The organism is Brucella sp. LJL56 (assembly GCF_054871705.1).
The window spans coordinates 129,373-156,365 of sequence record NZ_JBTXLQ010000009.1; the positions used below are offsets into that span (position 1 = coordinate 129,373).

Consider the following 26,993-nt stretch of genomic DNA (forward strand, 5'->3'; position numbering starts at 1 on the left):
CTCTCAGATGCCGCAGAATTGCGGTGTTGGGTTATCCTTAGCCCGGTTTAGCTTATGTGCGGGAACGATAACACAACTTCATAGAAAGAAAGAAACAACACAAACCTATGACATCAATACGTGTTTAACGTGTTTTAGCTTTTTAAGCCTCGAGAAGCTTCGCGCGGATCATACCGCGCAGCGAATTGCCGACGAGAATGTTGCGCGCGCTTTTCAGTGCATCGACAGTAACGATACCCTCTTCGACGACGCTGTTTTTCAGCAATTCGCGGCGCAGCACTCCGTCCAGAAGACCGCACGAAAGCGCGGGTGTCGTGCAGGTTGTGCCGCCAACATCGAGAAATATCGACGTAATGGTTCCTTCGCAGACTTCGCCGCGATCATTGAGCAGGATGACTTCATCGATCTCCGCCGGAGAATATTCTTCGCGCGCGGCGATATATGCCTGCCGTCGCGTCGTCTTGTGGCGCAACAGGGGGTCGTTGTGATCGAGGTGCGTATGTGCAATTGCGATCCGCCAGATCGTCTGGGATGGCAGCGGTTCGTAAGGAATGCTGGAGACCGTAGCGACCCCGTCCGGCGCAAGTGTCAGGCGCAGCTTCAAAGCCTGTTCACCAGTTCCGCTTTCTGCAACCTTCTGCCGGATAGCTTCCATATTGCAGGAGAACCCGAGTTCACGGGCAGAATTCTCAAGGCGCGCCATGTGCAGATCGAAACGCAGCACGCCCGAGAGCGGCTCCCAGCGCATGGTTTCGATCAACTGGTAATCCGGCTCTATCAAAACGACTTCAGCTCCGTCTGATTGGATAGAGCTGCGAACCGTGCTTTCAGAAGACATTCCTCGTACTCCGCTTGCGCCGTGGAATCGAAGACCACGCCGCCCCCGACATTGAAGATCGCACGATTTTCATCCAGAAGCGAGATCGTGCGAATAGCAACGTTGAAACGCATCCGCCCGCTCGGCTCGATCCAGCCGAGCGAACCGCAATAGATGTCGCGTGGCCCGGATTCCAGCTTGCGGAGGATTTCCATGGCGCTGATCTTCGGTGCACCGGTGATGGAACCGCATGGAAACAACGCGGCAAAAAGCGTACGCAGCGGCAGGTTTTCTTTCAGCCTGGCCCGTACACGGCTGATCATCTGGTGTACGGTGGGGTAGGTTTCTACGCGGAACAATTCCGGCACATCGAGCGACCCCACTTCGCTGACGAGCGAAATGTCGTTGCGCAAGAGATCGACGATCATGCGGTTTTCGGCTTGGTTCTTCGGATCGTTCAACAGAAACTGCCGGTTCTGCTCATCTTCTTCCGGCGTCGCACCACGCGGCATGGTGCCTTTCATCGGATGGGTTTCAATCCAGCCGTCGCCGTCGACTTCGAAAAAGAGTTCCGGCGAGCGCGACAGGACAATCGGACCACCAAGATCACAATAAGTCGCGTAGCGCACTGGCTGACGCTTCGCGAGCATATTGAAAAGGATCAGCGGGTCGCCGCTCCATTCGGCACGGATCGGAAAGGTGAGATTGCCCTGATAGCAGTCGCCTTCGCGCAGATGCCTGTGAAGTCGCTCGAAACGCGGCGCGTAGTCGTCAAACGACCACTGTGCAATGGGGGCACGCAGAAAGGTGGCATTGTCCTCGTCGCGACCGTGCACAAACTGGTCGGAAGGGCCATCGAACACACCAAAGCAGAGAAGCGGTGCGTTGCGACCCTTCGGCAGCAGCGGTTTCAGCTTGGGCTCGAGAAGATAGCCGGCTTCATAGCACAGATAACCCGCAAGCCATTTTCCGGCGTCGTGGGCTTTCTGTATCGCATTCCATGCGGGTTCGAACTCATCTGGCGTGTCGGCGCGGATGATCGATGAGGGGGCCGTGAAAAGCACATCGCGGCCCGCCTTGTCATCCCGGAACAGGATACGCGGCTTATTGCTTTGGTGAGTCACGCAAGTGCTCAGTCTTCCATGGCTTCAAGCTCGTCGATGATGCCTTCGATCACCGACAGGCCCTTGCTCCAGAAATCCGGATCGCTCGCATCCAGACCGAACGGTGCAAGCAGTTCCTTATGATGCTTGGTGCCGCCAGCTTTCAGCATGTCGAAATATTTCTGCTGGAAGCCCTTTTCCGAGTTCTGGTAAACCGCATAGAGCGAGTTCACCAGGCAGTCGCCGAAAGCATAGGCATAAACATAGAACGGCGAATGGATGAAATGCGGGATGTAGGTCCAGAAGGTCTCGTAACCTGGATTAAGATTGACTGCACCACCAAGGCTTTCGCGCTGCACATCCATCCAGATTTCGCCGATGCGCTCAGAGGTCAGCTCGCCTTCGAGGCGCTCGGTGTGGACCCGACGTTCGAACTGGTAGAAGGCAATCTGGCGCACGACCGTGTTGATCATGTCCTCGGCCTTCTGTGCCAGCATAGCCTTGCGTTCCCGCTTGTCTTTCGTGCGCTCCAGAAGCGAGCGGAAAGTCAGCATTTCGCCAAATACGGATGCAGTTTCAGCAAGGGTCAGCGGCGTTGAAGCCATCAGCGCGCCTTGACCGCCCGCCAGAACCTGATGCACGCCATGGCCCAGCTCATGTGCCAGCGTCATCACATCGCGCGGCTTGCCCATATAGTTGAGCAATACGTAAGGATGCGCCGACGGAATGGTCGGATGCGCAAATGCGCCCGGTGCCTTGCCGGGACGAACCGGCGCGTCGATCCAGTTCTTGTCGAAGAAATCCTTGGCAATCGCGGCCATTTCCGGCGCGAAATTGCCATAGGCGGAAAGCACGGTTTCGCGCGCGTCATCCCAAGGGATCAGCGCTTGCGGCGTTTCCGGCAGCGGCGCGTTGCGATCCCAGTTTTCAAGCTTTTCGAGGCCAAGCCATTTGGCTTTCAGAGCGTAATAACGGTGTGAAAGGCGTGGATAGGCGTCCTCGACAGCCTTGGCGAGAGCATCCACAACGTCCCGCTCGACGCGGTTGGCGAGATGGCGGCTGTCGGCTATGTCCTGAAAACCGCGCCAGCGATCGGAAATTTCCTTGTCCTTGGCGAGTGTATTGGTGATCAGCGTGAATGTGCGCAGATTTGCGCCAAAAGTCTTTGCCAGGGCTTGCGATGCCTTTTTGCGCACAGCACCATCGGCATCCTGAAGCATGTTGAGCGTCTGCTCAATGGCCAGTTCTTCACCATCGACTTCAAAGCGCAGGCTCGACACGGTTTCATCAAACAGTCGGTTCCAGGCGCTATAGCCGGTGATCGATTTTTCGTGGAAGAGCTGCTCCAGCTTGTCATCGAGCTGGTATGGCTTGTCCATGCGCAGATCGGTAAGCCATGGGCGGTAGTGGCCGATGGCTGCATTATCGCTCATCGCCTTTTCGAGCACCGCATCATCGATACGGTTCAGCTCCAGGCCGAAGAAAATGAGATGGGTGCTGGCGTCGGTCAGCTTTTGCTGGATATCGCCGAAAAGTTTCATACGCTTCGGGTCGGTCGTATCACCGTAGTAATAGAGGCCTGCGAAGGAGCCGATACGGCCCATCAGCTCATCCAGCGCTTCGAATTCCTTGACTGCATCAGCAAAGTTACCGCCATTGGTCTTGGCTGCCTCGTTGCCGAGCTTGCTTTTCCAGCGTTCCTCGAACGCTGCTGCCTCTTTCATGGCTTTTTCGATATCGTTCTTCAGCTCGGCGCTGTCCGCAGATGGATAAAGATCGCCCAGATTCCATTCCGGCAGATTGCCGAGGCCAGTGTTTTCGGCTGCAACCGCATCACCGGCGGGCGCGCGCAAAACCTTGTTGAAGGAAAGAGATTCTGAAAAGCGGGTCATGAATATTCTCCAAGAGCATTTCCAGCAAAAGTGCGAAGCGTCTACGCGGGGAAATCAGTTCACTGGACTGATTTCTTATCCCGCTTCGATGCGTCGGACAATGCGTACAAACAAAGAGATAGAGCAGTTCCACGATTTCGCGCTAACCGGAACCGCTCTATTGGGTTTCCTTCTCGCATGTCTTGTCAGGATCGCCAAGAGGTGGGAAAAGCGCTTTGAATTTTTGCGACGGCTTGCCGGGCGATAGGCTGCAGGAAAGCAAATGTCTGAAGCCGGAAGTGGATTCAGGATACAAATTTTGTGAATGGGACACTAAGGCACATTTTAGTATCTTGCATTCGTTGAAGGCTTGGCCCCAAATAACACGCCTGGAATATGAGACACTTAAACTGTTTAAGTATTTTGGGCGCGGGAACTCCATAGGTTGATAATAGCTATTAATGGGCACGCGCATACTCATAGCGGATGACGATCCGATTCATCGACGCAATCTCGAAGCGATAGTCATGCGCATGGGCTATCGAACCATCCTTGCAGACGGCGGAGCAAGCGCGCTTGGCTTTGTAAGCCAGCGTAAGGACATTGTGCTGATGCTGCTCGATCTGTCGATGCCAGATATGGACGGCCTGACCGTTTTGCGACGGATGCGTGAAGCTGGAAGTGCTGTTCCCGTTATCGTTCTTGTCCAAAACGATGATCTCCAGCCAGTTTTACAGGCAATGAAAATGGGCGCGGTCGATTTCGTGACCAAGCCTGTCGCCTTCGAGCGCGTGCAGGTGTCGGTTTCCAATGCCCTGAAAATCGATGCGCTGACACAGGAAATTCACCGGGCCCGGTCATCCTTGAAAGCGCATCTGTCGCTTTCCGATATGGCGATCAAGAGCCCGGAAATGGAGCGGGTCAGCATTCTGGCGCGGCGGGCTTCGGCGCTGGATGCGCCGCTTCTGATCGAAGGAGAACCCGGTAGCGGCAAGGAAACGCTGGCGCGTGCCATTTGCAGCGGCGGTGCCCGCTGGCGCGGCCCTTTCGTGACCGTCGATTGCCGCTCCTTGACGGTGGAGAATGCCGACGACGTCTTTTTCGGTGTTTCGGCGGTGCGGCGCGATCGCCGCGAGGACGATGCCATCCGCAGTCTCGGCAAGCTTGTAGAAGCCGATGGCGGAACGCTGTTTCTTGATGAAGTCGGCGCGCTGCCGCGCCACACGCAGATCAAGCTTTTTGCTGCCATGCAGTCTGGCCAGTTCGAAACCGGCGGGGGAGGCGAGCGCGGGCTTTCCAATGCCCGCATCATGGCATCGAACAGCCGCCCTCTGGCTGATCTCGTCCATATGGGGCGCTTCCATGCCGGGCTTTACCATCTGCTCGGCTCTTTTGCCGTGGCCATGCCGCCCCTGCGCAACCGTCTGGAGGACATTCCGATCCTGCTGCATCAGTTCATGATGCGCTATGTCAGCGAAGAACGGATGGGGCATATCACCGGCATCACCACACACGCGCTTGAAAAGCTGAAGACCTATCACTGGCCCGGCAATGTGCGGGAACTGAAAAATGCCGTTTATCGGGCGGTGCTTCTCTGCGAGACTGGGGAACTGACGGCGGCTGACTTCGTTCAGATCGGTGTGGGGACCGAGGCTGCAAGGGCTGCGCAGCATTCCGCCCGATTCAACCTTGTCGATCGTGATCCAAGTGTGAGTGGTCCGGCAGGCGTGTTTAGTGGGGTCGATGGCGAAGGCGAGGTGCGCACACTTGCCGCAGCCGAGGAGGAAATGATCCGGTTCGCGATTGCTCATTATGACGGCCAGATTAGCGAAGTCGCTCGGCGTCTGGGCATTGGAAGAACCACGCTTTACCGGAAGCTGAAGGAATATGGCATCGATGTGGCGTCGATTTCCGGCAAGGGACCGGGCCTCGATGAGGCGGGTGAAACCACCCCTTTCAACCGTGCTGCAAGCTGACGAAACTGTACTTAACTATTTGAATTTTAGGCATTTATAATGAATATGTTGCCACGCTTCGCAGGTACTGTTGCTGATTAAAGACTGTTAATAATTTTTTAACCATGGCGAAAATAGATGCACCTGTGTGGCTTTTTTGCCATGGTGTTTCCTCATTTGTTGTTCACTAAGCGTCCATTAACCATTAAATCCGACAATCGGAGCTCGAGCGGAACTGGGACGCAGGCTTTTTGTGACACCACAAAGAAAGTCCCGAGGGATGCCTGGAGAATGCCTCTGACGGCGGAAAAACGGTAAGGCGATACGATTCGATGAACAGCATATCGACCATTAAAGCGCGCTTTGCGAAGGCTTGGACCGGAATGAAGACCAAGATGAAGGTATCTGTGTCTATTCCGTCTGCCCTCGCCGCTGCTGCGGTTCTCATAGCGCTGTCTCCTTCGCAGGCTTCGGCTGAAACCCGCTCTCTCAAGCTCTATTACGTTCATACCGGCGAAAAAGCGGAAATCGTCTTCAAAAGAAACGGCCGCTTTGATGCCCAGGGCCTGAAAAAGCTGAACGTCTTCCTGCGTGACTGGCGCCGTAACGAGCCGACCAAGATGGACCCGCGCCTGTTCGATCTGGTCTGGCAGGTTTATCGCTCCTCTGGGTCGAGCCAGTATATCACCGTTGTTTCCGCTTATCGTTCGCCTGCCACCAACGCCATGCTGCGTTCGAGCACGCGCGGCGTCGCAAAGAAGAGCCAGCACATGCTTGGCCGCGCGATGGACTTCTATATTCCCGGCGTTCCGCTCGCGAAGCTGCGCGGCATCGGCATGCGCTATCAGATCGGCGGCGTTGGCTATTATCCGCGTTCCGGCTCTCCGTTCGTGCACATGGATGTCGGCAATGTTCGCTCCTGGCCGCGCATGAGCCGCCGCGAGCTGCTCGCGCTGTTCCCCGATGGCAAGACCGCTCACCTTCCCGCAGACGGCAAGCCGTTGCCTGGCTATGAGCAGGCACTGGCCATGATCGAAAAGCGCAAGGCCGGCGGCGGCGAGATCATGGTGGCCAGCAATTCCGCCCCCCGTCGCAGCAAGAGCCTGTTTGGTGCGCTGTTCGGCGGCGGTGCCGACGAAGAAGAAGATAATGGTGATGTAAGCGCCCCACCGGCGACTGCACGTCCGGCCCGCGCCGCGCCTGCGCGTCCGGCACCAGCGGCGGTCCCGGAACAACCGGTCGAGCAGCCACGTGAAACCATGGTCGCTGCTCTGCCTGCCCGCGACGCTCCGCTTCCGATACAGGCGCCGCGTCCGGAAACCGGGCTCGATGCCCAGGCGCAAGCCGCAGCGGAAATTCCGGTCGCCGCACTCAATGTTCCGATTCCGGCTCGCAAACCGGCCATGGCACCGCAGGATGCCGTCGCGCTCGCCGCAGCCGAACCTGCCGCCGATGCTGCAGCCGCTGCCCGCGCTGCCGTGGATGCGAACACGTTACAGGTTGCCGATGCCGGTACGCCTTCGCCATTGATGAACGGTTTTGTGCCAATTCCGTCCGCTCGCCCGCAGCTTGAGACGGATAATGTGCAGCTTGCCGCAGCCGTGGTCCCGTCGGCGCGTCCAGAGCGGCCGGGTGAACACCCTGCCGCCAGTGGTCAGGATGCAATTGCCGCGCTGGTCAATGGCGAGCAGGCAGAACCGACACAGGTTGCCGATGCAGGCAATGTGGCTGTGCCTCAACCGGGTGAAACGGCGGCGTTCCCGCTGCCGAAGGAAGCGCCGCGTGCCAACACGCAGCTTGCCCTGCTTTCCAAGAAGGATGAGATCGGCGAACTGATCGCACCGCCTTCTGACGATTATTACGATAGCAAGCCGGTCGCAGACGCTACGCCAAAACAGGCTCCGGCAACTACGCAGACGGCCTCGGTTGCCCGCACGGCACCGGCAAAGCCGACGGCCACCGCGTCTGCCGCAGTCCATAAGCAGGTTGCAGCAATCGGCAAGGCTGCCGAAACTGGCGTTCGCACGACGGCAAAGGGCGGGCGTTATGTGGCCAAGGCTCAATCCAGGCCGCGCGCCGTTGTCCAGCCGGCAGCGATGCCGACTTCGGAAGTCGCCATGTCGACGGAATCGGTGTCGAGCACTGTGCCGGTGACCAACCCGGTACTCCGCAACGACGCACTGCGTTCCGCACCGGCCATGGTCTACACGGCGGGCTTCCAGCGCGGCGATTTGCCGACCGAACGCGCCAACCAGTTTAGCGGCAATGCCGTTACCTTCCTGACGGTGGCCAAGTTCACGGAAACCAACTGATCGCCGGACAGACGATAACAAACCAAAAGAAAAGGGGCCTTCGAGGCCCCTTTTTGCATTGGCATTTAGTCATGTTCAGCTTTTCAGATCAGCCGCTTCGCTTGCAAGGTCGGTGATTGCATCCCAGTCGCCAGCCTCAACGAGTTCTTTCGGTGCAACCCACGAGCCGCCGACGCAGACGACGTTCGGCAGTGACAGATAATTCCTGGCGTTGGCAAGACTGATACCGCCTGTCGGGCAGAAGAAGGTTCCGGCCAGTGGTGAAGACAGGGCCTTCAGGAATGATGCGCCGCCTGCCTGTTCAGCGGGGAAGAATTTCAGATGGGTGTAGCCTTCTTCGCGCAGCGCCAGCATTTCGCTCGGCGTGATTGCAGCGGGTAGTAGCGGCACGTCGCTGTCATTGGCTGCGGCGACGATGTATTTCGTCGCGCCGGGGCTGACGATGAAGCGCGAACCCGCCTTCGCTGCGTCCTCATATTGTTTGGCGTTGAGGATCGTGCCTGCACCGACGATTGCTTCCGGCACTTCCGATGCAACAGCGCGAATGGCGTCGAGTGCTGCTGACGTGCGTAAGGTGATCTCGATGGCAGGCAATCCGCCCTTGGCAAGCGCGCGCGCCAGCGGAACTGCATGTTCCACCTTGTCGATCAACAGAACCGGAATGACCGGCTGGCCTGTCATGATGGGGACGAGAAGATCGGTTTTCTGGGGCATCGGCTTGCTCGGCTGTTTGAGTGGATAAATCGATTTAAATCCCCTTCGGTGGTTTGTCTACCGTCGAACAGGACTTGCTCATGCGGCTTTTCTAGAACTGTCGAGTTGCTTTTGCCAGCGCTGATAGGCTTCGGCCATGCGTTTGTCATATTCGTTGCGGGCAAAAGCCGGGCCGTTATAGCGTCGGGCGAATTCGCGCCAGTCGTGGGCTCTCAACGCTTCCAAAAGCTCTGCCTTGTCAATGAAGCGCAGCATCAAGCGCGCCTGGCCGGAAACAGATCCGCGTGCTTCTGCCACAAGGTCGTCGATGGTGCGATAGCCAAGCCACTCCCAATGCGCGCCCATGACCTGCCCAAGACCCCATGACGTGGATTCAAGTGCTGCCTTTTTGCTCAAGCCCATCGCACGTTCAAGCAGGACCCAGCGCGCGGCTTGCGATTTCGGATTGCGTATCTGGCCAGCAACCGGCGCCGACAGGCCGTTGCTCCTGGCATAGTCACGCAGGCGGCCGGATAGTCTGCGATCGAAATAATGCCCTTCGAACCGGATGGCCGGTTCCTTGCCTCCGTTGATATCGAACAGTGCGCGCCCGCCGCTTTCCACTTCCGCAATTGCCAGCAAGGCCGCCGGCTCGATGCCCACCTCATTTGCCGTTGTCGTCAGGGCTGCGATCGTTTGGCTGTCGAACATGTATCTCTCCTCGAAAAGTTGCTCTTCGAGGCGGATTTTGAGGCGACTTGGTCGCATGAGGATAAAGTTGACTTGAATTCGCCGTTTGTGGGGATTAGTTGCGGGTTAAATTTTCAAAGAAGACAGAACCGATGAGCAATTTGCCTTTTACCGTTGCCGCCCTTTATTGCTTTGCGCCGCTCCCGCAATATGAAAGCCTGCGCGAGCCGTTGGCGCAGCTTTGCTGCTCGAATGGCATCAAGGGAACGTTGCTTCTGGCAGCGGAAGGCATCAACGGGACGGTTGCAGGTACTGCACAGGCGATTGAGAAACTTGTGCAACACATAACAGCCATCCCCGGTCTGGCTCAGCCGGAGCTCAAATATTCCCATGCGACCGAAATGCCGTTTCATCGCATGAAGGTGCGGTTGAAGCGCGAAATCGTCACCATGGGTGTCGATGGCATCGATCCGTTGAAAAGCGTTGGCACCTATATCGCGCCGCAGGACTGGAATGCTCTGATTGCCGATGAAAACACAGTCGTGGTCGATACGCGCAACGATTATGAATATGCCATCGGTACATTCGAAGGGGCACTCGATCCTCAGACCAAGACTTTTCGCGAGTTTCCGGACTGGGTCGAGCAGAACCGCGACAAGCTGGAAGGCAAGAAGATTGCCATGTTCTGCACTGGCGGTATCCGCTGCGAAAAGGCGACAGCTTTCGTCAAGGGGCTCGGCTTCGACGATGTCTTTCATCTCAAGGGCGGTATCCTGAAGTACCTTGAAGAAGTCCCGCATGAAGACAGCATGTGGAACGGTGAGTGCTTCGTGTTCGACGAACGCGTAGCTGTGGGCCATGGCCTTACTGAAAGCGACGTTGAACTTTGCCGCGCTTGCCGTCGTCCGATTTCGCCGGAAGACAAGCTTTCGCAGTTTTTCGAGGAAGGTGTTTCCTGTGCCGGTTGCTATGACGAGCGCACGCCGGAAGATCGCGCGCGTTATGCGGAACGCCAGAAGCAGGTGAAGCTTGCCGAACTGCGCGGGGCGCACAAACACATCGGTAGCTGATGCCGCACGCCCTTCATAGGGCTGGTCAAACAGATTTCACCGCATTATGGTGGCTTTGGTTTCGGAACGATCTGAATTCGTTACGGAATTTTGGGCGGCTTTTGCATGGACGCCCGTGCATCAAGGGTTTGACGGCATCCGGGTCGCGTTTGCCTCCATCACACCCATCATCGCAAGTCGGGGCATTGGAATCTCCAATGCTCATACAGAAACAACGCCGGTTTACCGGCGGATGATGGTTTGTCTGTTGTTACAGGCAATATGGAGGATATTCATGAAAAAACTGATCGCCGCATTTCTCATCACCATTGCTGCGGGTGCAGCCTCGGTCGCTCACGCTGCCGAGAAGGTGACCGTTTTCGCTGCCGCCAGCATGAAGGACGTTATCGAAGAAGCCGCCAAGCAGATGAAAGCCAAGGATGGCACTGAAGTGGTCGCGTCGTTTGCGTCTTCGTCGGTCCTTGCCAAGCAGATCGAGCAGGGTGCACCAGCCCAGATTTTCATTTCCGCTGATCTCGACTGGATGGATTATGTCGAAAAGGCCGATGCTATCGACAAGGCTTCGCGTAAGGTGATCGCTGGCAACGCGCTGGTGATTGCAACGCAGAAGGACACGCCGAAGGGCGAGGCCAAGGAGCTTTTGAGCGCTGGTCGCTTTGCCATGGGTGACCCGTCGAATGTCCCGGCGGGCAAATACGGCAAGGCTGCGCTTGAAAAGCTCGATATCTGGAAGGATGTCGAGAAGAATGCAGTCTTCGCCGAGAACGTACGCGTTGCGCTGCAATATGTCAGCCGTGCCGAAGTGAAGGCGGCCATCGTCTACGCATCGGACCGCGCTGCGGCACCGGAACTTGTGGAAGCCTATCGCTTCCCGGCGACCAGCCACGCACCGATCCTTTATCCGGCGGCGCTTGTTGCGAAGAACGAAACCGATGCCGCCAAGGCTTTCCTGGCTTTCTTGACCAGCGATGCCGGCCAGGCGATCATCAAGGATAAGGGCTTTGTAGGCGCTGCGGAGGCTGCCGAATAAATGATAGAGGGCAACGTCTGGCAGATTGTGTCTCTGTCGCTCCGGGTTGCCGGAATAGCTATCATTGTCGCTCTGCCGGTTGCCTTTATCGTTGGCTGGATTCTTGCCCGGTTCAATTTTCCGGGCAAGTCGCTGGCGCAGGCCATCGTCACCATGCCGCTGGTCCTGCCGCCGGTGGTCACGGGCTATCTGCTTTTGGTCCTGTTTGGCGCGCGGGGTGCCTTTGGTGCACCTTTGCAGGAATGGTTTGGCGTTTCCTTTGCTTTTCGCTGGACGGGTGCCGCACTTGCTGCCGGTATCATGGCATTTCCCTTGCTCGTTCGCCCGATCCGGCTTTCGATAGAAGGGCTTGATCGCGGACTTGAAGAAGCGGCGCGCACACTTGGTGCCAACCGGTTCACAGCCTTCTTCACGGTTATTCTGCCGCCTCTGCTGCCGGGGGTGCTGGCAGGCGCAGTGCTTGGTTTTGCCAAGGCGCTGGGTGAATTTGGCGCCACGATCACATTCGTATCCAATATTCCAGGCGAAACGCAGACCCTTTCGCTTGCCATCTATGCCCTGATGCAGACCCCATCCGGCGATGCCGAGGCATTCCGTTTGATTGCCATATCCGCAGTGATCTCGATTGTTGCCGTGGTGCTTTCCGAATGGCTGCAGCGCAGGCTTGCAGGAGCAACGAAATGAGCGGGCTTTCTGTCTCGATTACAGGCCGCAATGGCAGGTTTCCTGTTGAGGCCGACTTCGCCGCCGACTGGGGTGTGACCGCCTTGTTCGGTCATTCCGGTGCGGGCAAGACGACGCTTCTGAAAATGATCGCCGGAACACTCCGTCCAGAGAGCGGGCGCATTGCGGTCGGTGATTTCACGCTGTTCGATGCTGCCAAAGGCGTCAATCTGCCACCTGAAAAGCGCCGTATTGGCTATGTGTTTCAGGAAGCGCGGCTTTTCCCGCATATGAGCGTCAAACGCAATCTGACTTATGCGCGCTGGGCCGGGCACAGGCAGGCAACGCGCAGCTTCGACGAGGTGGTGACGCTGCTCGGTATTGAGCCTCTCCTCGATCGTCGTCCATCGACGCTGTCAGGTGGTGAACGCCAGCGTGTCGCCATCGGTCGGGCACTTTTATCCGATCCGGCGCTGCTTTTGCTGGACGAGCCGCTTTCCTCGCTCGATCATGCGCGCAGGCAGGAAATCCTTCCCTTTATCGAGCGTCTTCGCGATGAAAGCCATGTGCCGATCGTTTATGTGAGCCATGAAATCGATGAAGTCGCGCGGCTTGCCGATCAGATCGTGCTTCTATCTGCTGGCCGGGTGACGGCAAGCGGGGCGGCGGCGGATGTGTTTCCGCTGATCGACGCCGAAGGCGAGGGCGGCGGCGTGCTGCTGGAGGGGATGGTTTTGTCCTATGACGAGCGCTACAAGCTGGCGGAAATCGATCTTGGCGGTGCTTCATTCCAGCTCAGCGATGCAGGGCTGAAACAGAACATGCATGTGCGGTTGCGCGTGCGAGCACGTGACGTCTCCATAGCGCGCAAGGCGCCGGAGAAGATCAGCATTCGCAACGTGCTACCGGTTACAGTAACGGGCATCGAAGCCGACGAAGGGCCGAATGCGCATGTCTCGCTCGATTTTCAAGGCCGTCGTCTTGGTGCACGGCTGACGCGGCGCTCGGTTGACGAATTGGCGCTGCGATCGGGGGACCATGTAGTTGCGCTGGTAAAGGCGGTTTCGGTTGATCGGGCGGCTATTCGGGAAAAATGACACAGGGACAATAATCCGGTTTTCGCCCCGCCTCTTTTATGCTCCTGTCTCTGGCGAATGGGAGAATATGCATGACTGATTTGCAGAACTGGACGCCGCGCCCCAAGCCGGAACGCAAAGTGCTTGAAGGCCGTTATGTGCGGCTGGAACCGCTGGACCCGAAGAAGCATGGGGACGAACTTTTCGCCGCTTCGTCGGTCGCTGATGCTGATCAGCGCTTTAAATGGTTGTTCGAATTTCCGCCTGCCACCCGAGACGAATTCGAGCCCTGGCTGGACAAGGTGACGAAGAGCGAAGACCCGCTGTTCTTCGCTGTCATCGACAAGGCAAGCGGCAAGGTTGCCGGACGCCAGACCTTGATGCGCATCGACCCGACCCATGGCGTTATCGAGATAGGCAGCATCTATTGGGGGCCGCTGATTTCGCGCAAGCCTGCCGCCACGGAAGCGCAGTTCCTGTTCATGCAGTATATTTTCGACGAGCTTGGTTATCGCCGCTACGAATGGAAGTGCCACAACGAAAACGAACCTTCCAAGCGGGCTGCCGAGCGTTTCGGCTTTTCGTTCGAGGGGATTTTCCGCCAGCATATGGTGGCAAAGGGCAGGAACCGCGATACGGCGTGGTTTTCCATTCTCGACAGCGAATGGCCCGCCTTGAGACAAGCCTATCAGGCATGGCTTGCGCCGGAAAACTTTGATAGTGACGGTCAGCAGAAGAAGAAGCTTGAGGAGTTTCGTGATCTTGGTTGAGCGTAAGAAGAGCAACCCGGCAATTGCCGCTGCCATTATCCTGATCGGCTTCGGGGTGCTTGCCTATTTCGTGCCCAGCATCATGCTGGCGCTGGGCGAACGCTCACAAATCGCGGCGATCATCTTCCCGATTGTTTTCGTTCTGGGCTTCTTCGCCATTTTCTGGCTGCGCTCGCGCCGTCAGAACAAGGACTAACCAACAAGCGAAGCACTGAGCAGCAGTGCGCCAGTCAGCGCGATGAACAGGGCGGCGGCGACTTCGATTGCCGCCTTCAGGCGTCCCGACATGGCATTGCTGCCTGCAAATCTGAGTGCCGTGTTCTTTGCAGTGACGGCGAGCGTGGCGAGAACAGCGACGGTGATGAATGTGCCGAACGCCATGGCGAAAACCGAGAGAAGCCCGCCGACCATCAGGCCATTCAACAACGCAAACGTGAGCACGATCAGCGCACCCGAGCAGGGGCGCAGGCCCACCGACAAAATCGCCGACCAAGCCGTTTTCCAGTTGAAATCTTCGCCTAGCGTCGATGGATCGGCAATATGGGCATTGCCGCAGGCGGCGCACACATCACCTTCACCGATGAAGATATGATCCGACGCCGCAGCGGCTACAGGTTTGTAATTGAGCTTTACCGTGTTTCCGACCGCTGCCGCCCGCGTGGTTTGCGAAATACTGCCCTGCCATGCCGGACCGGAAGCCATTGCCGGTTCAGGTGCTGCTGCAAAAAGCGACGAGGCCGGGCTGGGGCTGGCATTGTCCTGCTTCTTGAAAAGCAGCGGCAGTTTGCGCGCCAGAAGCCATAGGCCGAAAAACAGGACAAGCGCAAAACTTGCGATTTCCATATAGCGGGCAGTCTGGTTCATGGAGATGCCGGTGCCGCGCAGCAAAAACCATGCGAGGCCGACGACCGCAATCGCCATGATTGCCTGCAAAAGCGATGAAATGAATGACAGGAAGATGCCACGCCGAAGCGCCGTTTCATTGGCGATCATATAGGAGGAGATGACGGCCTTGCCGTGGCCGGGCCCTGCCGCATGAAAAATACCGTAGATGAAGGAAAGCCCGACAAGAACAGAAGCCTGCCACGGATCTTCGCGCATGGCTTTCAGCGCGTTGGTCATGGCGAGATAGAATGTGCGCTGTTGCTCGTTCATCCAAAGGATGATGTGTGCGAAAGGCCCGGTCGGCTTCATAGCCACCTCATTCGCGCCAATGCCGAGCGATGACTGCGCATAGGCTTGCGCAACGATCATCGTAAGGCAAAGGGCCAGAATGACGGCAGCCGGTTTTCTCATCAGCCTGTCTTTCCTTTCGGTTCACAGTCTATCTCAAGACGGGTTGCGAATATTTTCGACATGTCCGTGCCTGTCGGATCGTTGAAGAACGCATCGGTCAGTGTCGCCTGGTTCTGGGCGAGTGCCTCATCCGGATTGGGGCGTATGACCTTGGCGGTGCAGCCAGCGGGCAGGCCTTTCACGACCAGATCGCTGTCATTCATGTAATCAATCGCGGTATAGAAGGTCGGGTCATAGACACCGAAGCTGACCTTGTGGCCAGCGGCAAGCTTCAACGGCTTTTCAGGCTTGCTCGTGAAGATGATGAGCAGGCGATTATCGACGAAATCTGCTGCAAGATCAGTCGGCCTTGCCATTTTCACGTCCTTGCCGTCGTCCAGAACGGTCTGGAAATATTTGAATTCGGCAATTGAACCATTGATGACATGGCCGAGGTCAATCAGCTCGTTTTTGTCGAGTTGCAGATCGCCATCCTTGTCGAACTCCATCAGAACGGTCGAGGAGAAAACATCGTCGAAACGCCAGACATGCGCAAGCTGTTGCACGGTGCCGTCGGGTGCAATGGAAAGCTCCAGCCGCGCTTCGGCGAAGACATGTGGGTGAGCGAGCGCAAGTGTTGGCAAACATCCGGCCAGCAATGCAATTGCGGCAGACTGGATGAAACGACGCTTGAGCCGGGGCAAAACCACCATAGAAAATTCCATTAGATCACGCTTATGCCCGAAGGCGGCGAAAGTGGGACGTTTTACTTGTTTTATCGCGCATCTTAGTCCCGAAAACCGTTTCACACTTTTCGGAATGCGCTCTATTCCCGCTCCTTGAACCATTGGGTCAGAAAATCGACCAATGCCCGGATTTTTGCCGGCAGATAACGCCGATGCGGATAGACGGCATAGATGCCGCCATCCTTCACGATGAATTCATTCAGGCAGGCGATCAGTCTGCCGCGTTCGATTTCCTCTTCGGCGATGAAGGCTGGAAGCATACAGAAGCCGAGACCGGCCAGTGCCGCATTCTTGGTGGCAACCGGACTGTTTACCTCAATCGGGCCGTTGACGGGAACCGTCATCATGGAGCCGTCAGTATTGCGGAAATGCCAGTTGTTGCGCGAACGTGCATTGGTGTCGATGATGCAAGGCCGGTCGGCCAGATCTTCGGGACGTTCAGGCTTGCCGACGCGGGCGATCAGTTCTGGTGCGCCGCACAGGATGGAATGGAACGGCGATAGCCTCTTTGCAATGAGGGAAGAGTCCTGCAATCGCGTGATGCGGATTGCAAGATCGAAGCCTTCTTCCACCAGATCGACAAAGCGATCATCCAGCCGCACATCGAGAACGATCTCCGGATGCGCGAGGCAGAAGTCGATCAGTGACTGGCCGATGACGGCATCGGCGAACGTGCGCGGGGCCGACAGCTTGATGCGCCCGCGCGCATCCGAACTGGTTTCGCTGACGGCATCTTGCAGCGCGTCGATCTCACGGATGATTTCCAGGGCGCGATGATAATAGGTGTGACCGGCTTCGGTCAGCGAGAACTGTCGCGTGGTGCGGTTCAGAAGGCGCGCACCAAGTTCGTCTTCCAGCTCGCGTACATATTTGGACAACAGCGCCTTGGAGCGACCGATCTTTCGCGCTGCAGCGGAAAAGCCCTCAGCCTCGACCACGTCGATGAAGGCGCGCATACGTGTGAGGGTGTCCATGGTCTAGCCCCGCTCTCCGATGATGTTTCTGGCCAATGCGATCAGCGCCCGGTCGCTGCCGCGTGGTCCGATGAAGGAAATGCCGAAAGGTGCGCCCTGCACCTGTCCCAATGGCAATGTAATCTGTGGCAGGCCGGAAAGCACTGAAAGACAGAGCAGACGCAAAGCCTGTTCACGATAGGCCTGCAAGGTTTCGAAAGGCTCGTTCGCCAGTGGGGCAGCGCCCGGCACGGTTGGCAGTGCCAGCACCGCGTCATTGCCGATAATCTGTTCTAGTTCCTGCGTAAAATGTGCTCGCCGCACACGCTGGCCGGCAACGAGATCAGCGGCGATTTCCGCGCCGAAAGCAAAACGGTCCGCGACGCCGGGGCCGAGCTTGCGATCGCCCGAAGAAATCCAGCCACCGTGTGTCGCCCAGGCTTCCGCCCCCTGTATATGGCGGAAGACCAGATAAAGCTCGTCTATCGAGAGTGTCGGTTGGCTGGCCGCCTTGATGCTTGAGAAGTGCGGGCGCACTTCGGCAAACATGGCGCGATAGGCGTCTGTTTCTTCCTGGCCAAGCAGAAGCTGTTCCAGAACCGGCATATAGAGCAGTTGCGTCAGGCCGAATTCTCTGGCGTCGTCGCCAAGCAGGATGGTGCCAACCCAGTCGTAGAGTTGGATGTCACGCGCAAACCATCCAATCGTATCGAGCGAAGGCGCAAGCGGCATGATGCCTTCGAGCGGAATGCGGCCATGGGTGGTCCGCAAACCAACGAGACCGCAGAAGCTCGCAGGCGCCCGGATGGAGCCGCCTGTGTCGGAGCCGAGCGCAATATCGGCGATCTTGCCCGCCACTGCCGCCGCCGAACCGGACGACGAGCCGCCGGTAACGCGATCCGGTGCCGCCGGATTGATCGGATAGGGGAAATGCGAATTCTGTCCCATTAGGGAGAAGGCCAGTTCATCGGTCTGGGCCTTGCCGACAAATTCGGCACCGGCGTCGAGAAGCTTTGCCACCACGGGAGCCGATCTTTCGGCGACAGGTGATTCGGCCGCGATCTGCGGATTGCCGCATCCGGTCACCATTCCGGCGATGTCATAAATGTCTTTTACGGCCAGCCGTTCACCTCTAAGTGGCCCATTCGATGTATGAACAGGCGGCTTTTCGGGCTTTGCAATGATGGCATTGAAGAAATCGAAACTGGCCATTGTTCACAACATGCAGCAATTAACGGGTTGTTTACGCTCTTTCGAGGCGGGTTCGTGCTGTGAATGTTTCACTTATATTGAACAATGGCAAGCATGCCGTTCAACGCGATTCCACCAAAAATAAATTAGTCCGGAGAAATTTTTGTCATTGAATGGACACGACTTTGCGCTTATATCGCGCTTGCCCAAAGTCGCACGTGCCTGTGGGTGTCCGCCGATCCTCGAATGGTGAGGAATTCGGTACGGTACCTGGACCTAACCGCTCCAGTCGATCTGTTGGCCAACCGCCAGATCGAGGACATCTTGAAGCAACGACGGTGCGGGCCTTTCTAGTGTCTTTCGGCTGTCCAAAAGCCGAAATTACTGAAGAGGCACACCTTCATTGCCAGAAGTGCGGATGCGGTTCTCCAATTCCAATCCAAGGCAGACAAAGCGGAGTAACGCGGACCTAGCGTTGTTCCATCGCCGCATGAGTTTTCGCGTGACATCAGCACCTCCAAAGGCTGGCCTCACGGCGGATACGTTCATGCACACTTTGTCCCTTAGATGCGGCAACAGATAAGCCGTGCGGGAGAACGACCATGGCAACGCAGCGTATTATCGATTTCCTCAACACCTGCCGTCCGGACGGTCCTTGCCTCGTCGTCGACACCGACGTCGTGCGCGACAACTATCTAAGCTTCGAGAAGGCTTTGCCCTATTCGCGCATCTTTTATGCGGTGAAAGCAAATCCTGCGCCGGAAATCCTGCGCCTACTCGCTTCGCTCGGCTCGTGCTTCGATACTGCTTCGGTTGCTGAAATCGAAATGGCGCTGGAGGCAGGCGCGACGCCAAACCGTATCTCCTATGGCAACACCATCAAGAAGGAGCGCGATATTGCGCGCGCTTTCGAGCTGGGTATTCGCCTTTATGCGGTCGACTGCGTGGAAGAAGTCGAGAAGGTTGCCCGCGCTGCTCCCGGCAGCCGCGTGTTCTGCCGTGTGCTGACGGACGGTGAAGGTGCTGAATGGCCGTTGTCGCGCAAGTTCGGTTGCGTGCCTGCGATGGCCATCGACGTTCTGCGCCGCGCAAAGTCGCTCGGTCTCGATTCCTACGGTGTATCGTTCCACGTCGGCTCGCAGCAGACGGACCTCACCGCATGGGATCGCGCGCTTGGCGATGCAGCATCGGTGTTCCGCACCCTTGCTGACGAAGGCATTGTTCTGCGTATGGTCAATATGGGCGGCGGTTTCCCGACCCGTTATCTCAAGGACGTGCCAACTGCTCAGGCCTACGGCATGGCGATCTTCGACGCGCTGTCCAAGCATTTCGGCAACCGTATCCCGGAAACCATTATCGAACCGGGCCGCGGCATGGTCGGCAATGCAGGCGTGATCAAGACCGAAGTGGTTCTGGTCTCGCGCAAGGCGGACAATGACAATGTGCGCTGGGTCTATCTCGACATCGGCAAATTCGGCGGTCTCGCCGAAACCATGGACGAGGCGATCCGCTATCAGATCGTGACCCCGCATGACGGCAGCGAAACCGAGCCATGCGTGCTGGCTGGCCCGACCTGCGACAGTGCGGACGTGCTTTATGAAAAGACGCCGTACCCGCTGCCGGTTTCGCTGACCATCGGTGATGAAATCCTCATCGAAGGCACGGGCGCATACACTACCACCTATTCGGCGGTGGCGTTCAACGGCTTCGAACCGCTCCGATCCTACGTCATCTGATCGTTAGGGCTTAAACCTAATTGATCCTCTCAATCCGTCTGGTGCCGCAAGGCACTGGGCGGGGTGTGCTGCTGCCGCTTTGCGGGGATAGATGTCATGAATGCAACTCTGGAAATTCAGGAAAATATCGCAACTGTTGTCGCTCCCGCTTTCACAATAGCGGGCGAAACGCTGGAGCACGTGCTTGCGCGCGAAGCGCTGCTTGATCGTGCCATGGGTGAAGGCCGTCGCCGGAAATCATCGGAAAAGCTGCGTCGCGGTCGTCTGCCCGCAGAAGGGCTGGCTTTTGCCGCACTTGGCGAAGACGGATTGCTCGCAGGCACTGTGCGGTTGTGGGATGTGCATGCCGGTCTCGATGCTTTCGGCTTTCCGGTGTCTGCCTTGCTGCTCGGCCCGCTGGCTGTCGATCCATCCGCTGCCGGTTGCGGTATCGGCTCGGCCTTGATGCGTCATGCGATTGAGGAAGCAAGATGCCGCGGTCACGGTGCGATCCTGCTTGTGGGTGACCCGGAATATTATGAGCGCTTCGGTTTTACCGCTGAAAAGACCGGCGAGCTTGCCATGCCCGGTCCTTATGAGAAGCGTCGCTTTCTGGCGCTCGAACTGAAGCCCGGCCATCTTGACGGGGCACATGGCATTCTGCGTGCCAGCGGACGCAAGGTGGCGCGTGTAGAGGCCTCTTTGCAGCAGTCCGCGTGAGTTAGGATAAACGCAGCAGCCGTCCGAAGTTGCGGACGGCTGTGATCGCAAGGCCTGCGAGGAAGCCCGCAATCAGCCCGGCAATGACGATCAGCTTGCGTGATGTGCCTGCCGGATCGAGCGGCGGGCGAGCTTCCGACAAAACCCTGACATTGGCCGTATTCAGACCTTCCTGTTCGTTCGTCTCGCGCGAGCGCAGGAGGAAGGCTTCGTAGACCGAGCGCCGCGCTGTGGCTTCGCGTTCAAGTTCACGTAATTTCACCAGATCACCGCTATTGTTCGCCTGCTGCGATTTGAGCTGCGCCAGACGGGCGGTCAGGTCTTTTTCCTGCTGTACGGACCGGGCGACCTCAACTTGCAGCGAGGAGCGGATGCGCCGCAATTCGGCATCGATGTCGTTCAGAACCGTGCCTGCCTGCGACTGCGCCTGAATAAGCGCGGGATGACGTGGCCCAAGCTGGGTGGAAAGGCCGCTTGCCGTCTGGCGGGCCTGCGCATATTGCGCGCGTAAGGCCGTCAACGTGTTGGAGCGCATATCTTCCGGCAAAGTCCCGGACACCACGCTGTTGGATGTCGCGCTGTTCAGCACCTGCACGCGGGCCTGAAGCCGCATGGTTTCGGCACGCTGGTTGGTCAGTTGGTCGTTGAGCCGTGTCAGGTCGTTATCGCTGATCAGCTTGCCGTCGACATTGACCAGATCGTGCGAGGCGCGGAAATCGGCCGCTGCGCGCTCCGCTTGTTCGACATTGGCGCGCATATCGGCAAGACGGTTCGACAATTCGTCCGAGGTGCGCCGTGCGGCATCGGATTGCACCGATGCAAGCTCGCTCTGGAAAACGGAGCTGATCGTATTCGCAAGCGATGCCGATTTCTGCGGATCACGCGTCTTCACCGAGATCGAATAGATGAATGTCTTGGCGTCGCGACCGATGGCGATGCTCTTGTGCAGATTATAGAGAACGCGGGTTTGCAGTGTCTGGCTGTCGCTCACCTTTTTGGGCGACATCATGTCCCTGATCTGTGCAAATAACCCGGCAATGCCGGTAGGGACCAGAGTGCCGTTGAATTCAGGGTCTTTTGTCAGGTCCGTCTTGTCGATCACTTTCAATAGCACGCTGCTGGAATCGATGATTCGTGCCTGACTTTCCGCAACTGCGAGCGATGCATCGGTCGGGAGTTGACCCGGCGTCAGTTCGTCTCCCACCGTCTTGATATTGCGCGGATCGACCAGAATATCGGTCGAAGCGACATACATCTGCGGCAAGGACAATGCATAGAGCGCGGCGATTACACCGCCCAATATCGTGCTGACGAGCAGGAGTTTGCGCGATCCCCGCACGACGTTGATAGCAATGCGCGGATCAATCAGCGGCTTCCATTCGGCATCTGGTGCCGGTCTGTCAACGATCGGACGTGGTTGCTCATGCTGGACCGGTTCGTCGGTCGGCTCGGATAGCGGAACAGAAGTTTCGATTGTGACTTTGCGGCGTTCCCGCTCCTGAACCTTGCGTTCCAGTTCCTCTTCGATCAGCGCGATGCGCTCCTGAAGCTCAGCGACGTCCGTATCATCCAGTTCTTCTTCAAGAACGGGTTCCGCCGGCGCCGGCATTTCTTTTGCGACATCAGCGGCGTGGGCGGCATGATCGTGCTGGCGAAAAAATGCAGCGCGTTCATCCGGTGTCGCGGGCGGCGTCCAGGGTGGCACGGCTTCGTTGTTCCGACGAGCGTTGGAGAATGCGAGAAGAGGTTTCTCAACTCCCGCCTTTCTGCGCTCCTCGTGATCGCTCATTGCCGAAATCGTCCGTATCTGTAGCCGTTTCTACCGTTTCCGGTATCACTGCTGCTTTGAAATCCATAAGCCAAGGTTCCCACATGCCAAACGGGAATCCGGTTGGCGCGCACCTGAAGGCCGAATGTAATTTTTTATAGAAAACAAAACGTTAAAATAATGTCGGACGAAATTACGAAATGCACGATCCAAGAACTTTAGCTTTTGCTTGTTTACTCTTTGAGCTTGCAAAGAAGAGTTTAAGTCTTTTTAGCTAAAACCTTGAGCATTTCCTGTTTCATTTGAATCGTTGGAAATGCTCTATCTTTTTGTTTTTACGCATGTCTTTATCCCAAAACCGGTTCCCACTTTCGGGAGACATGCTCTAATACCGCGATAAAAGAGGCGCCCTGTTGATAGCGAAAGCCTTCCGGAAACTGTCAGGCAACCATGCCGGAATGGTGCGTGATTATTTGTCCCTGTTTTCCGGTTCTGCGGGCAGGCTGGTCGTCTCACTCGTCTATTTCATCGCGCTTGCCAACACACTGCCGACCGGTGATTTCGGTATATTTGCCACCGCCTCGGGTACGGGGGTGGTTCTGTCACGCATCGTTTCCCTGGGCTTCAGTTCGCCGCTTTATCGCATATCGACAGTGAAGCCGCGCCTGCTCGGCATCTATACGGCAGGTTTTCTCGTCGCCATTCTGGTGTCCTTGCCGCTGTTCGCACTGGCCTCCTGGCTGGTTTATTTCGTCTTTTTCAGCCGCGATATCTCCTTTCTGCCATTTGCGATGGTGGTGTTTGCTGAAGCCTTACTCTGGCGTTCGGCGGAAATCGTCATCATCGTCAACAATGGCATGCGCCGTTTCGGCATATCAGCGGGGCTGGTGATTTTCGGGACGGCCACGCGCGCCGTGGCGGCAATCCTTTTCATGTGGCTGGCGAGTGTCCATGACATTGCCCATTGGGCGTGGTGGTATGCGGCGGCCAATGGCGTTGCGCTGCTGACGGCGCTGAAATTCTATCCGTCTATCCGGCTCCGTTTCAAACCGGCGCTTTACATGCGGCGGCTTTCCGATGCGATTGCGGTCATGGGGGCCGAACTGCTGTTCTATATACAGGCTGAACTCGACAAGCTTCTTGTGCTGACAGTCGGCGGGCCTGCGACGGCAGGTCTTTACGCGATCATCATGCGGCTTGTCGACCTGACGGCCCTGCCGGTGCGGTCCTTCAACATGATGCTGGTGCAAAAGCTCATGCGCACGCCTGACATGCTGTCCTCGTTGCGCATCCGCGCCGGGCTGGAACTTGCGGTCTTTGCCGTCTCGGTGGCAGGTCTCGGCGCGATGGTCGTGTTCCTGCAGATATTCCCGAACGCGCTTGGCTCAAGCGTTGCGCCGATTGTCGGGTTGTTGCCGCTGGTGCTGCTCGTGCCGGGGTTCCGCAATCTCATCGAATACCAGACCGAAATTCTGTACGCGCGCGGCCAGTCCGGGCTCAGAACACTGAGCATGGTGCTGATGACCGCCGCGAAAGCATTCTTCGTCTGGCTTCTGCTCGTGAATTATGTCGATAACCACGACTGGATTCTTGGGCTCAACGTCGTATTCGCCGGACTTTATCTGCTGTCGCTGGTTTTCACCTATACGAGCATCCGTCTGCCAGCCAAGCGGGTTTAGACAGTTATGATCCGGCGAATATCGTCGACCGAAAGGCCGAGGAAGGATTGCATGCCGATAGCGACCTGATACGGCTCCATCTCGGCGATGAAAGTGCGGAATTCCTCTTCGCTCGGCGGCGGTGCGAACCACTGCATCCGGCACAGATCGTGGGTGTCGCTGTAATGGCCGGAGCCATGCAGCACGTCATCAACATAGCGACCGTAGATGAAGCATTCGGAAAAACGGCGTATATTGCCAAGAGCCGCCACCCAATGCTGTCCGGTATGGGCTTCGATCCTTTCGCACATGGAAATCACGCTGTCGCGCCGCCACGAGACGAGCTGTCCGATATAATCGTTCAGCCCGCTTTTTCCGTTCTCGATACCGAGCAGCTTGGCGGCATTGGCAGCCCAGACCGGGTGTTCCGGCCATTCCGGATTGGCAAGCGCATTGGGACGCACGAAAAGCCGGAGCTTTTCGCCATGCCATAGCGTGCTGCAATCGAAGGGGCGCAAAAAGGCCGTGTCGGAATCCGTATAGAGAAATCCGTCTTCCTCCACAGCACCGGCAAGCGCGATGCGGCGTAATTGCTGTACATGCCAGCCGCGCAGCGGCTTGGTTCTGAGCGAGAGCCAGACCCGCCTGCGCCATAGATAGGTCGGGTCCCAGAAGGCATGCAGCCAGGAAGGCAGCAGATCGCGTTCATCGATGATGACACGGTACGCGCTTTCAAGTTTGCGAAACAGGGCCACATCCTTGCTGTCGACAAGGATGTAATGTTTCGTGAAACCGCTGACATATTTGTCCATGGTCTCGCAAAGCAGCTTGCAACGCTCGAAATCCTGATCCCAACTGGCTGTGACGATAGCGGTTTTCACCGGGGTGCTCCCTTCATCCAGCCTTTGGCGACGCGCCACAGAAATACGGGATTACCGATGAGGTAGCGTTTTGCGAGCCGTCGCGGCTCCTGCAGCAGCCGGTGCACCCATTCCATCTGGACCTTGCGCACCCATTGCGGTGCGCGCTGCACGCGACCCGTATGCAGATCGAACAGCGCACCGACGGCACTGGCGATCGTGCAATGCTCCGCCGTGATATGCTTGTCGATGAAGAGCTCCTGCCGTGGAACGCCCATGGCGACGAGCAATATGTCGGGATGAAAATCCTTCAGTTGCCCCAGAATTCCATCGAGATCGGCGGGCTTGAAGAAACCGTCGGAAATGACGCGATAATCGTGGTGCGGGATCTGCTGCATGAAAAGCTGCGCGGCATCGGCAGCGACGCCGGGACCGCCGCCCAGTAGGGCGACTTTCAACGGGCGCTTCATGTGTTCCAGTAAGCCAGGAATGAAGTCCGTTCCGTTGAGATTGGCCGGGAACCTGCTGCCATAGGCGACCTTGCTTGCAATATCGACACCCACACCGTCAGGCAGGATCAGGAAATCCTCCAATGCGGCACGGTAAGCGGGCTCCGTCTCTGCAATGTTGGAATTGTTGGCGTTGAGCCAGCCCTGTTTCATGAACCGGCCGTCATCGATGCGGTTCTCGAAGAAGGTGAAAGCGCTGTCCCAATCGAAACAGGCGACCTTCACGCCAAGGATATTCCGGTAGGTGACATTTTCGGTATACATCATGCCTGGTCCGTCATTTTCTCTTTGCCATGAAGTGCTTGCAGACCTCTGGCAACTGCGCGGTCCATGCCTTCGATTTGTGACCGGGTGAAGGCTTTGCCGTCCAGTCTCTGGTGATCCCCAGATCTGATCTTTTTAATGCGCTCTACAATTGCCGCTGCGAATGCTTGTGGATCGTCGGCAATGGTGCAATTGTCCGGAATATTGCCGATACCGCGCACGGAATGTGTGGTGGCGACGCTCGGCATGCCCAGCTCGAATGTCTCGATGGTCTTGAGCTGCACGCCGGTTCCCGCACGACTGATGAGCGGTACGAGCGCACCGCTTTCCACAAATTCGGTCGCATCCGGCACCTTGCCGACGAAATTGACGCCGGACCAAGCTGCAATCAGGTCCGCGGGCGTGTTGCCTGCAATCGCGATGGAAATATCGTCGGGAAGATGCGGTTTTACCGCGCGCAGGAACCATTCGAGACCGATGCGGTTCGGGTGCCATGTCCATGTGCCGATCAGAGCAAGGTCGTATTTTACAGGGCGCTGCTGCGTGGCTTGTGCGCCGCCGGGCGTGATGAGCGGCATCGTCGCAAACCGGTCAGGGCCAAGCCCGAGCGCCGCTCCGTCATCTTCGGCAAAAGTGAAGACGAACCGCGCTTTTCCACTGAGGCGGCTTTCCAGCCCTTTGAGGATGCGGGCTTCGCGACCGAACAGAAACTTCTGGATGAAACTACCAGCGTCGGCGGCGTTTTCTTCTGCCGAACGATATTCCACATTATGCGCCACAAAAAGTGATGGCTTGTCCTTGAAGATATCTTCAAACGCACCGGGCAGGGTTACGCCATTTAACACATAGGCATCGAACGGACCGATCTTGGCGATGGCCGCGCGCAGTGTCCCAGCCGGTATCACCCGCAGCTTCGCCGAGGAAACCGTCAGCCCGGTCAGGAAAGACTTCAGCACCCAGCCAATCTTGCGTTTGATGCCAGCACCTTCGGTTCGCACCTCGACTTCGCCCAGAACGACAGTATCCGCGGCATCGGCTTTCACGCCCGGCCATGTGAAGCCAAGAACAGTCACTTTTGCGCCCGAACGACGCAAGCCATCGACCACGGCGGCATTCGCCACTTCATAGCCGGTGGTCGGTACTCCGTGCGGAACAATCGATGTCACGAAAACAAGGTGAGGGGACGGCAATTCAACTCCTGAACAGTCATTCTGTTGCGTGCAGCATGAAAAATCATACTTCGCGCCTAATCTTTTCCTAATGCATTACTCACCTAAAAAGCCT

24 protein-coding genes are annotated in these 26,993 nt (G+C 57.3%); 11 read left to right on the forward strand and 13 right to left on the reverse strand.

Annotated elements, in window-relative coordinates; all coding sequences use genetic code 11:
- Window positions 1-142: 142 nt before the first annotated feature.
- Genes ACYSN1_RS19960 through ACYSN1_RS19970 form a run of 3 tightly spaced genes read right to left on the reverse strand, consistent with a single transcriptional unit; the run spans window position 143 to window position 3,812 of the window.
- Window positions 143-838 (reverse strand): aminotransferase class IV family protein, encoded by a 696-nt coding sequence (locus tag ACYSN1_RS19960; protein WP_461727261.1) that lies wholly within the window; start codon window positions 836-838, stop codon window positions 143-145.
- A complete protein-coding gene (locus ACYSN1_RS19965; RefSeq protein WP_461727262.1) occupies window positions 778-1,941 on the reverse strand; it encodes an aminodeoxychorismate synthase component I in 1,164 nt (387 codons plus the stop codon). The genes ACYSN1_RS19960 and ACYSN1_RS19965 overlap by 61 nt, the downstream gene beginning before the upstream one ends.
- A gap of 8 nt (window positions 1,942-1,949) precedes the next feature.
- Entirely contained in the window at window positions 1,950-3,812 is a 1,863-nt protein-coding gene (locus ACYSN1_RS19970) for a M3 family oligoendopeptidase (RefSeq protein WP_461727263.1), read from the reverse strand.
- 440 nt (window positions 3,813-4,252) lie between these two features.
- On the opposite strand from ACYSN1_RS19970, the gene ACYSN1_RS19975 reads away from it, so the two are divergent.
- Window positions 4,253-5,767 (forward strand): sigma-54-dependent transcriptional regulator, encoded by a 1,515-nt coding sequence (locus ACYSN1_RS19975; protein ID WP_461727264.1) that lies wholly within the window; start codon window positions 4,253-4,255, stop codon window positions 5,765-5,767.
- 311 nt (window positions 5,768-6,078) lie between these two features.
- Window positions 6,079-8,058, forward strand: a complete 1,980-nt coding sequence (locus tag ACYSN1_RS19980; protein ID WP_461727265.1) for a DUF882 domain-containing protein — start codon at window positions 6,079-6,081, stop codon at window positions 8,056-8,058.
- Between the two features lie 75 nt (window positions 8,059-8,133).
- Here the strand turns inward: ACYSN1_RS19980 and ACYSN1_RS19985 are convergent, their stop codons facing one another.
- Together ACYSN1_RS19985 and ACYSN1_RS19990 are read right to left on the reverse strand one after the other, a co-directional pair.
- Window positions 8,134-8,772: a 2-dehydro-3-deoxy-phosphogluconate aldolase gene (locus ACYSN1_RS19985; RefSeq protein WP_461727266.1), complete on the reverse strand. Its 639-nt coding sequence runs from the start codon at window positions 8,770-8,772 to the stop codon at window positions 8,134-8,136.
- 78 nt (window positions 8,773-8,850) lie between these two features.
- Entirely contained in the window at window positions 8,851-9,462 is a 612-nt protein-coding gene (locus ACYSN1_RS19990; protein ID WP_461727267.1) for an N-acetylmuramidase family protein, read from the reverse strand.
- Window positions 9,463-9,593: 131 nt separating this feature from the next.
- Between ACYSN1_RS19990 and trhO the strand changes: the two genes are divergently transcribed.
- The 6 genes from trhO to ACYSN1_RS20020 all read left to right on the forward strand — a co-directional run bounded on the left by trhO (window position 9,594) and on the right by ACYSN1_RS20020 (window position 14,246).
- Window positions 9,594-10,511: an oxygen-dependent tRNA uridine(34) hydroxylase TrhO gene (trhO, locus tag ACYSN1_RS19995; RefSeq protein ID WP_461727268.1), complete on the forward strand. Its 918-nt coding sequence runs from the start codon at window positions 9,594-9,596 to the stop codon at window positions 10,509-10,511.
- Between the two features lie 274 nt (window positions 10,512-10,785).
- Window positions 10,786-11,541, forward strand: a complete 756-nt coding sequence (gene modA, locus ACYSN1_RS20000) for a molybdate ABC transporter substrate-binding protein (RefSeq protein WP_461727269.1) — start codon at window positions 10,786-10,788, stop codon at window positions 11,539-11,541.
- Window positions 11,542-12,225, forward strand: coding sequence for a molybdate ABC transporter permease subunit (modB, locus tag ACYSN1_RS20005; RefSeq protein ID WP_461727270.1), 684 nt, complete (start codon window positions 11,542-11,544; stop codon window positions 12,223-12,225). It begins immediately after the preceding gene.
- Window positions 12,222-13,301 (forward strand): molybdenum ABC transporter ATP-binding protein, encoded by a 1,080-nt coding sequence (gene modC / locus ACYSN1_RS20010; RefSeq protein ID WP_461727271.1) that lies wholly within the window; start codon window positions 12,222-12,224, stop codon window positions 13,299-13,301. The genes modB and modC overlap by 4 nt, the downstream gene beginning before the upstream one ends.
- A 71-nt stretch (window positions 13,302-13,372) precedes the next feature.
- Complete coding sequence (locus tag ACYSN1_RS20015; protein ID WP_461727272.1) at window positions 13,373-14,050, forward strand: GNAT family N-acetyltransferase; 678 nt, start codon at window positions 13,373-13,375, stop codon at window positions 14,048-14,050.
- Entirely contained in the window at window positions 14,037-14,246 is a 210-nt protein-coding gene (locus ACYSN1_RS20020; RefSeq protein ID WP_461727273.1) for a hypothetical protein, read from the forward strand. The genes ACYSN1_RS20015 and ACYSN1_RS20020 overlap by 14 nt, the downstream gene beginning before the upstream one ends.
- Here the strand turns inward: ACYSN1_RS20020 and ACYSN1_RS20025 are convergent.
- From ACYSN1_RS20025 to ACYSN1_RS20040, 4 genes are all read right to left on the reverse strand, one after another.
- Entirely contained in the window at window positions 14,243-15,346 is a 1,104-nt protein-coding gene (locus tag ACYSN1_RS20025; protein WP_461727274.1) for a nickel/cobalt transporter, read from the reverse strand. The two genes, ACYSN1_RS20020 and ACYSN1_RS20025, sit on opposite strands and share 4 nt — an antisense overlap.
- Window positions 15,346-16,050, reverse strand: a complete 705-nt coding sequence (locus ACYSN1_RS20030) for a DUF1007 family protein (protein ID WP_461727275.1) — start codon at window positions 16,048-16,050, stop codon at window positions 15,346-15,348. Before ACYSN1_RS20030 ends, ACYSN1_RS20025 begins: the two co-directional genes overlap by 1 nt.
- 101 nt (window positions 16,051-16,151) lie before the next feature.
- Window positions 16,152-17,045 carry a LysR family transcriptional regulator gene (locus tag ACYSN1_RS20035; protein ID WP_461727276.1) on the reverse strand — a complete coding sequence of 298 codons (894 nt, stop codon included), beginning with the start codon at window positions 17,043-17,045 and terminating at the stop codon, window positions 16,152-16,154.
- A gap of 3 nt (window positions 17,046-17,048) precedes the next feature.
- Window positions 17,049-18,236 carry an amidase gene (locus tag ACYSN1_RS20040; RefSeq protein ID WP_461727277.1) on the reverse strand — a complete coding sequence of 396 codons (1,188 nt, stop codon included), beginning with the start codon at window positions 18,234-18,236 and terminating at the stop codon, window positions 17,049-17,051.
- Between the two features lie 581 nt (window positions 18,237-18,817).
- Here ACYSN1_RS20040 and odc2 point away from each other — a divergent pair.
- Both odc2 and ACYSN1_RS20050 read left to right on the forward strand, forming a co-directional pair.
- Window positions 18,818-19,951, forward strand: a complete 1,134-nt coding sequence (odc2, locus tag ACYSN1_RS20045) for an ornithine/lysine decarboxylase (protein ID WP_461727278.1) — start codon at window positions 18,818-18,820, stop codon at window positions 19,949-19,951.
- A 96-nt stretch (window positions 19,952-20,047) separates the two neighbouring features.
- Complete coding sequence (locus ACYSN1_RS20050) at window positions 20,048-20,650, forward strand: GNAT family N-acetyltransferase (protein WP_461727279.1); 603 nt, start codon at window positions 20,048-20,050, stop codon at window positions 20,648-20,650.
- Window position 20,651: 1 nt separating this feature from the next.
- Here ACYSN1_RS20050 and ACYSN1_RS20055 read toward each other — a convergent pair whose 3' ends face one another.
- The gene (locus ACYSN1_RS20055) at window positions 20,652-22,439 is read right to left on the reverse strand and encodes a GumC family protein (protein WP_461727280.1); all 1,788 of its coding nucleotides are present in this window, start codon (window positions 22,437-22,439) and stop codon (window positions 20,652-20,654) included.
- 392 nt (window positions 22,440-22,831) lie between these two features.
- On the opposite strand from ACYSN1_RS20055, the gene ACYSN1_RS20060 reads away from it, so the two are divergent.
- Window positions 22,832-24,097: a lipopolysaccharide biosynthesis protein gene (locus ACYSN1_RS20060; protein WP_461727281.1), complete on the forward strand. Its 1,266-nt coding sequence runs from the start codon at window positions 22,832-22,834 to the stop codon at window positions 24,095-24,097.
- Here ACYSN1_RS20060 and ACYSN1_RS20065 read toward each other — a convergent pair.
- From ACYSN1_RS20065 to ACYSN1_RS20075, 3 genes are read right to left on the reverse strand one after another with little or no spacing between them, the layout of a single operon-like run.
- Window positions 24,094-24,957 (reverse strand): DUF6492 family protein, encoded by an 864-nt coding sequence (locus ACYSN1_RS20065; RefSeq protein ID WP_461727282.1) that lies wholly within the window; start codon window positions 24,955-24,957, stop codon window positions 24,094-24,096. The two genes, ACYSN1_RS20060 and ACYSN1_RS20065, sit on opposite strands and share 4 nt — an antisense overlap.
- Window positions 24,954-25,712, reverse strand: coding sequence for a WecB/TagA/CpsF family glycosyltransferase (locus ACYSN1_RS20070; protein WP_461727283.1), 759 nt, complete (start codon window positions 25,710-25,712; stop codon window positions 24,954-24,956). The genes ACYSN1_RS20065 and ACYSN1_RS20070 overlap by 4 nt, the downstream gene beginning before the upstream one ends.
- Window positions 25,709-26,899: a glycosyltransferase family 4 protein gene (locus ACYSN1_RS20075; protein WP_461727284.1), complete on the reverse strand. Its 1,191-nt coding sequence runs from the start codon at window positions 26,897-26,899 to the stop codon at window positions 25,709-25,711. The genes ACYSN1_RS20070 and ACYSN1_RS20075 overlap by 4 nt, the downstream gene beginning before the upstream one ends.
- Between the last annotated feature and the right edge of the window lie 94 nt (window positions 26,900-26,993).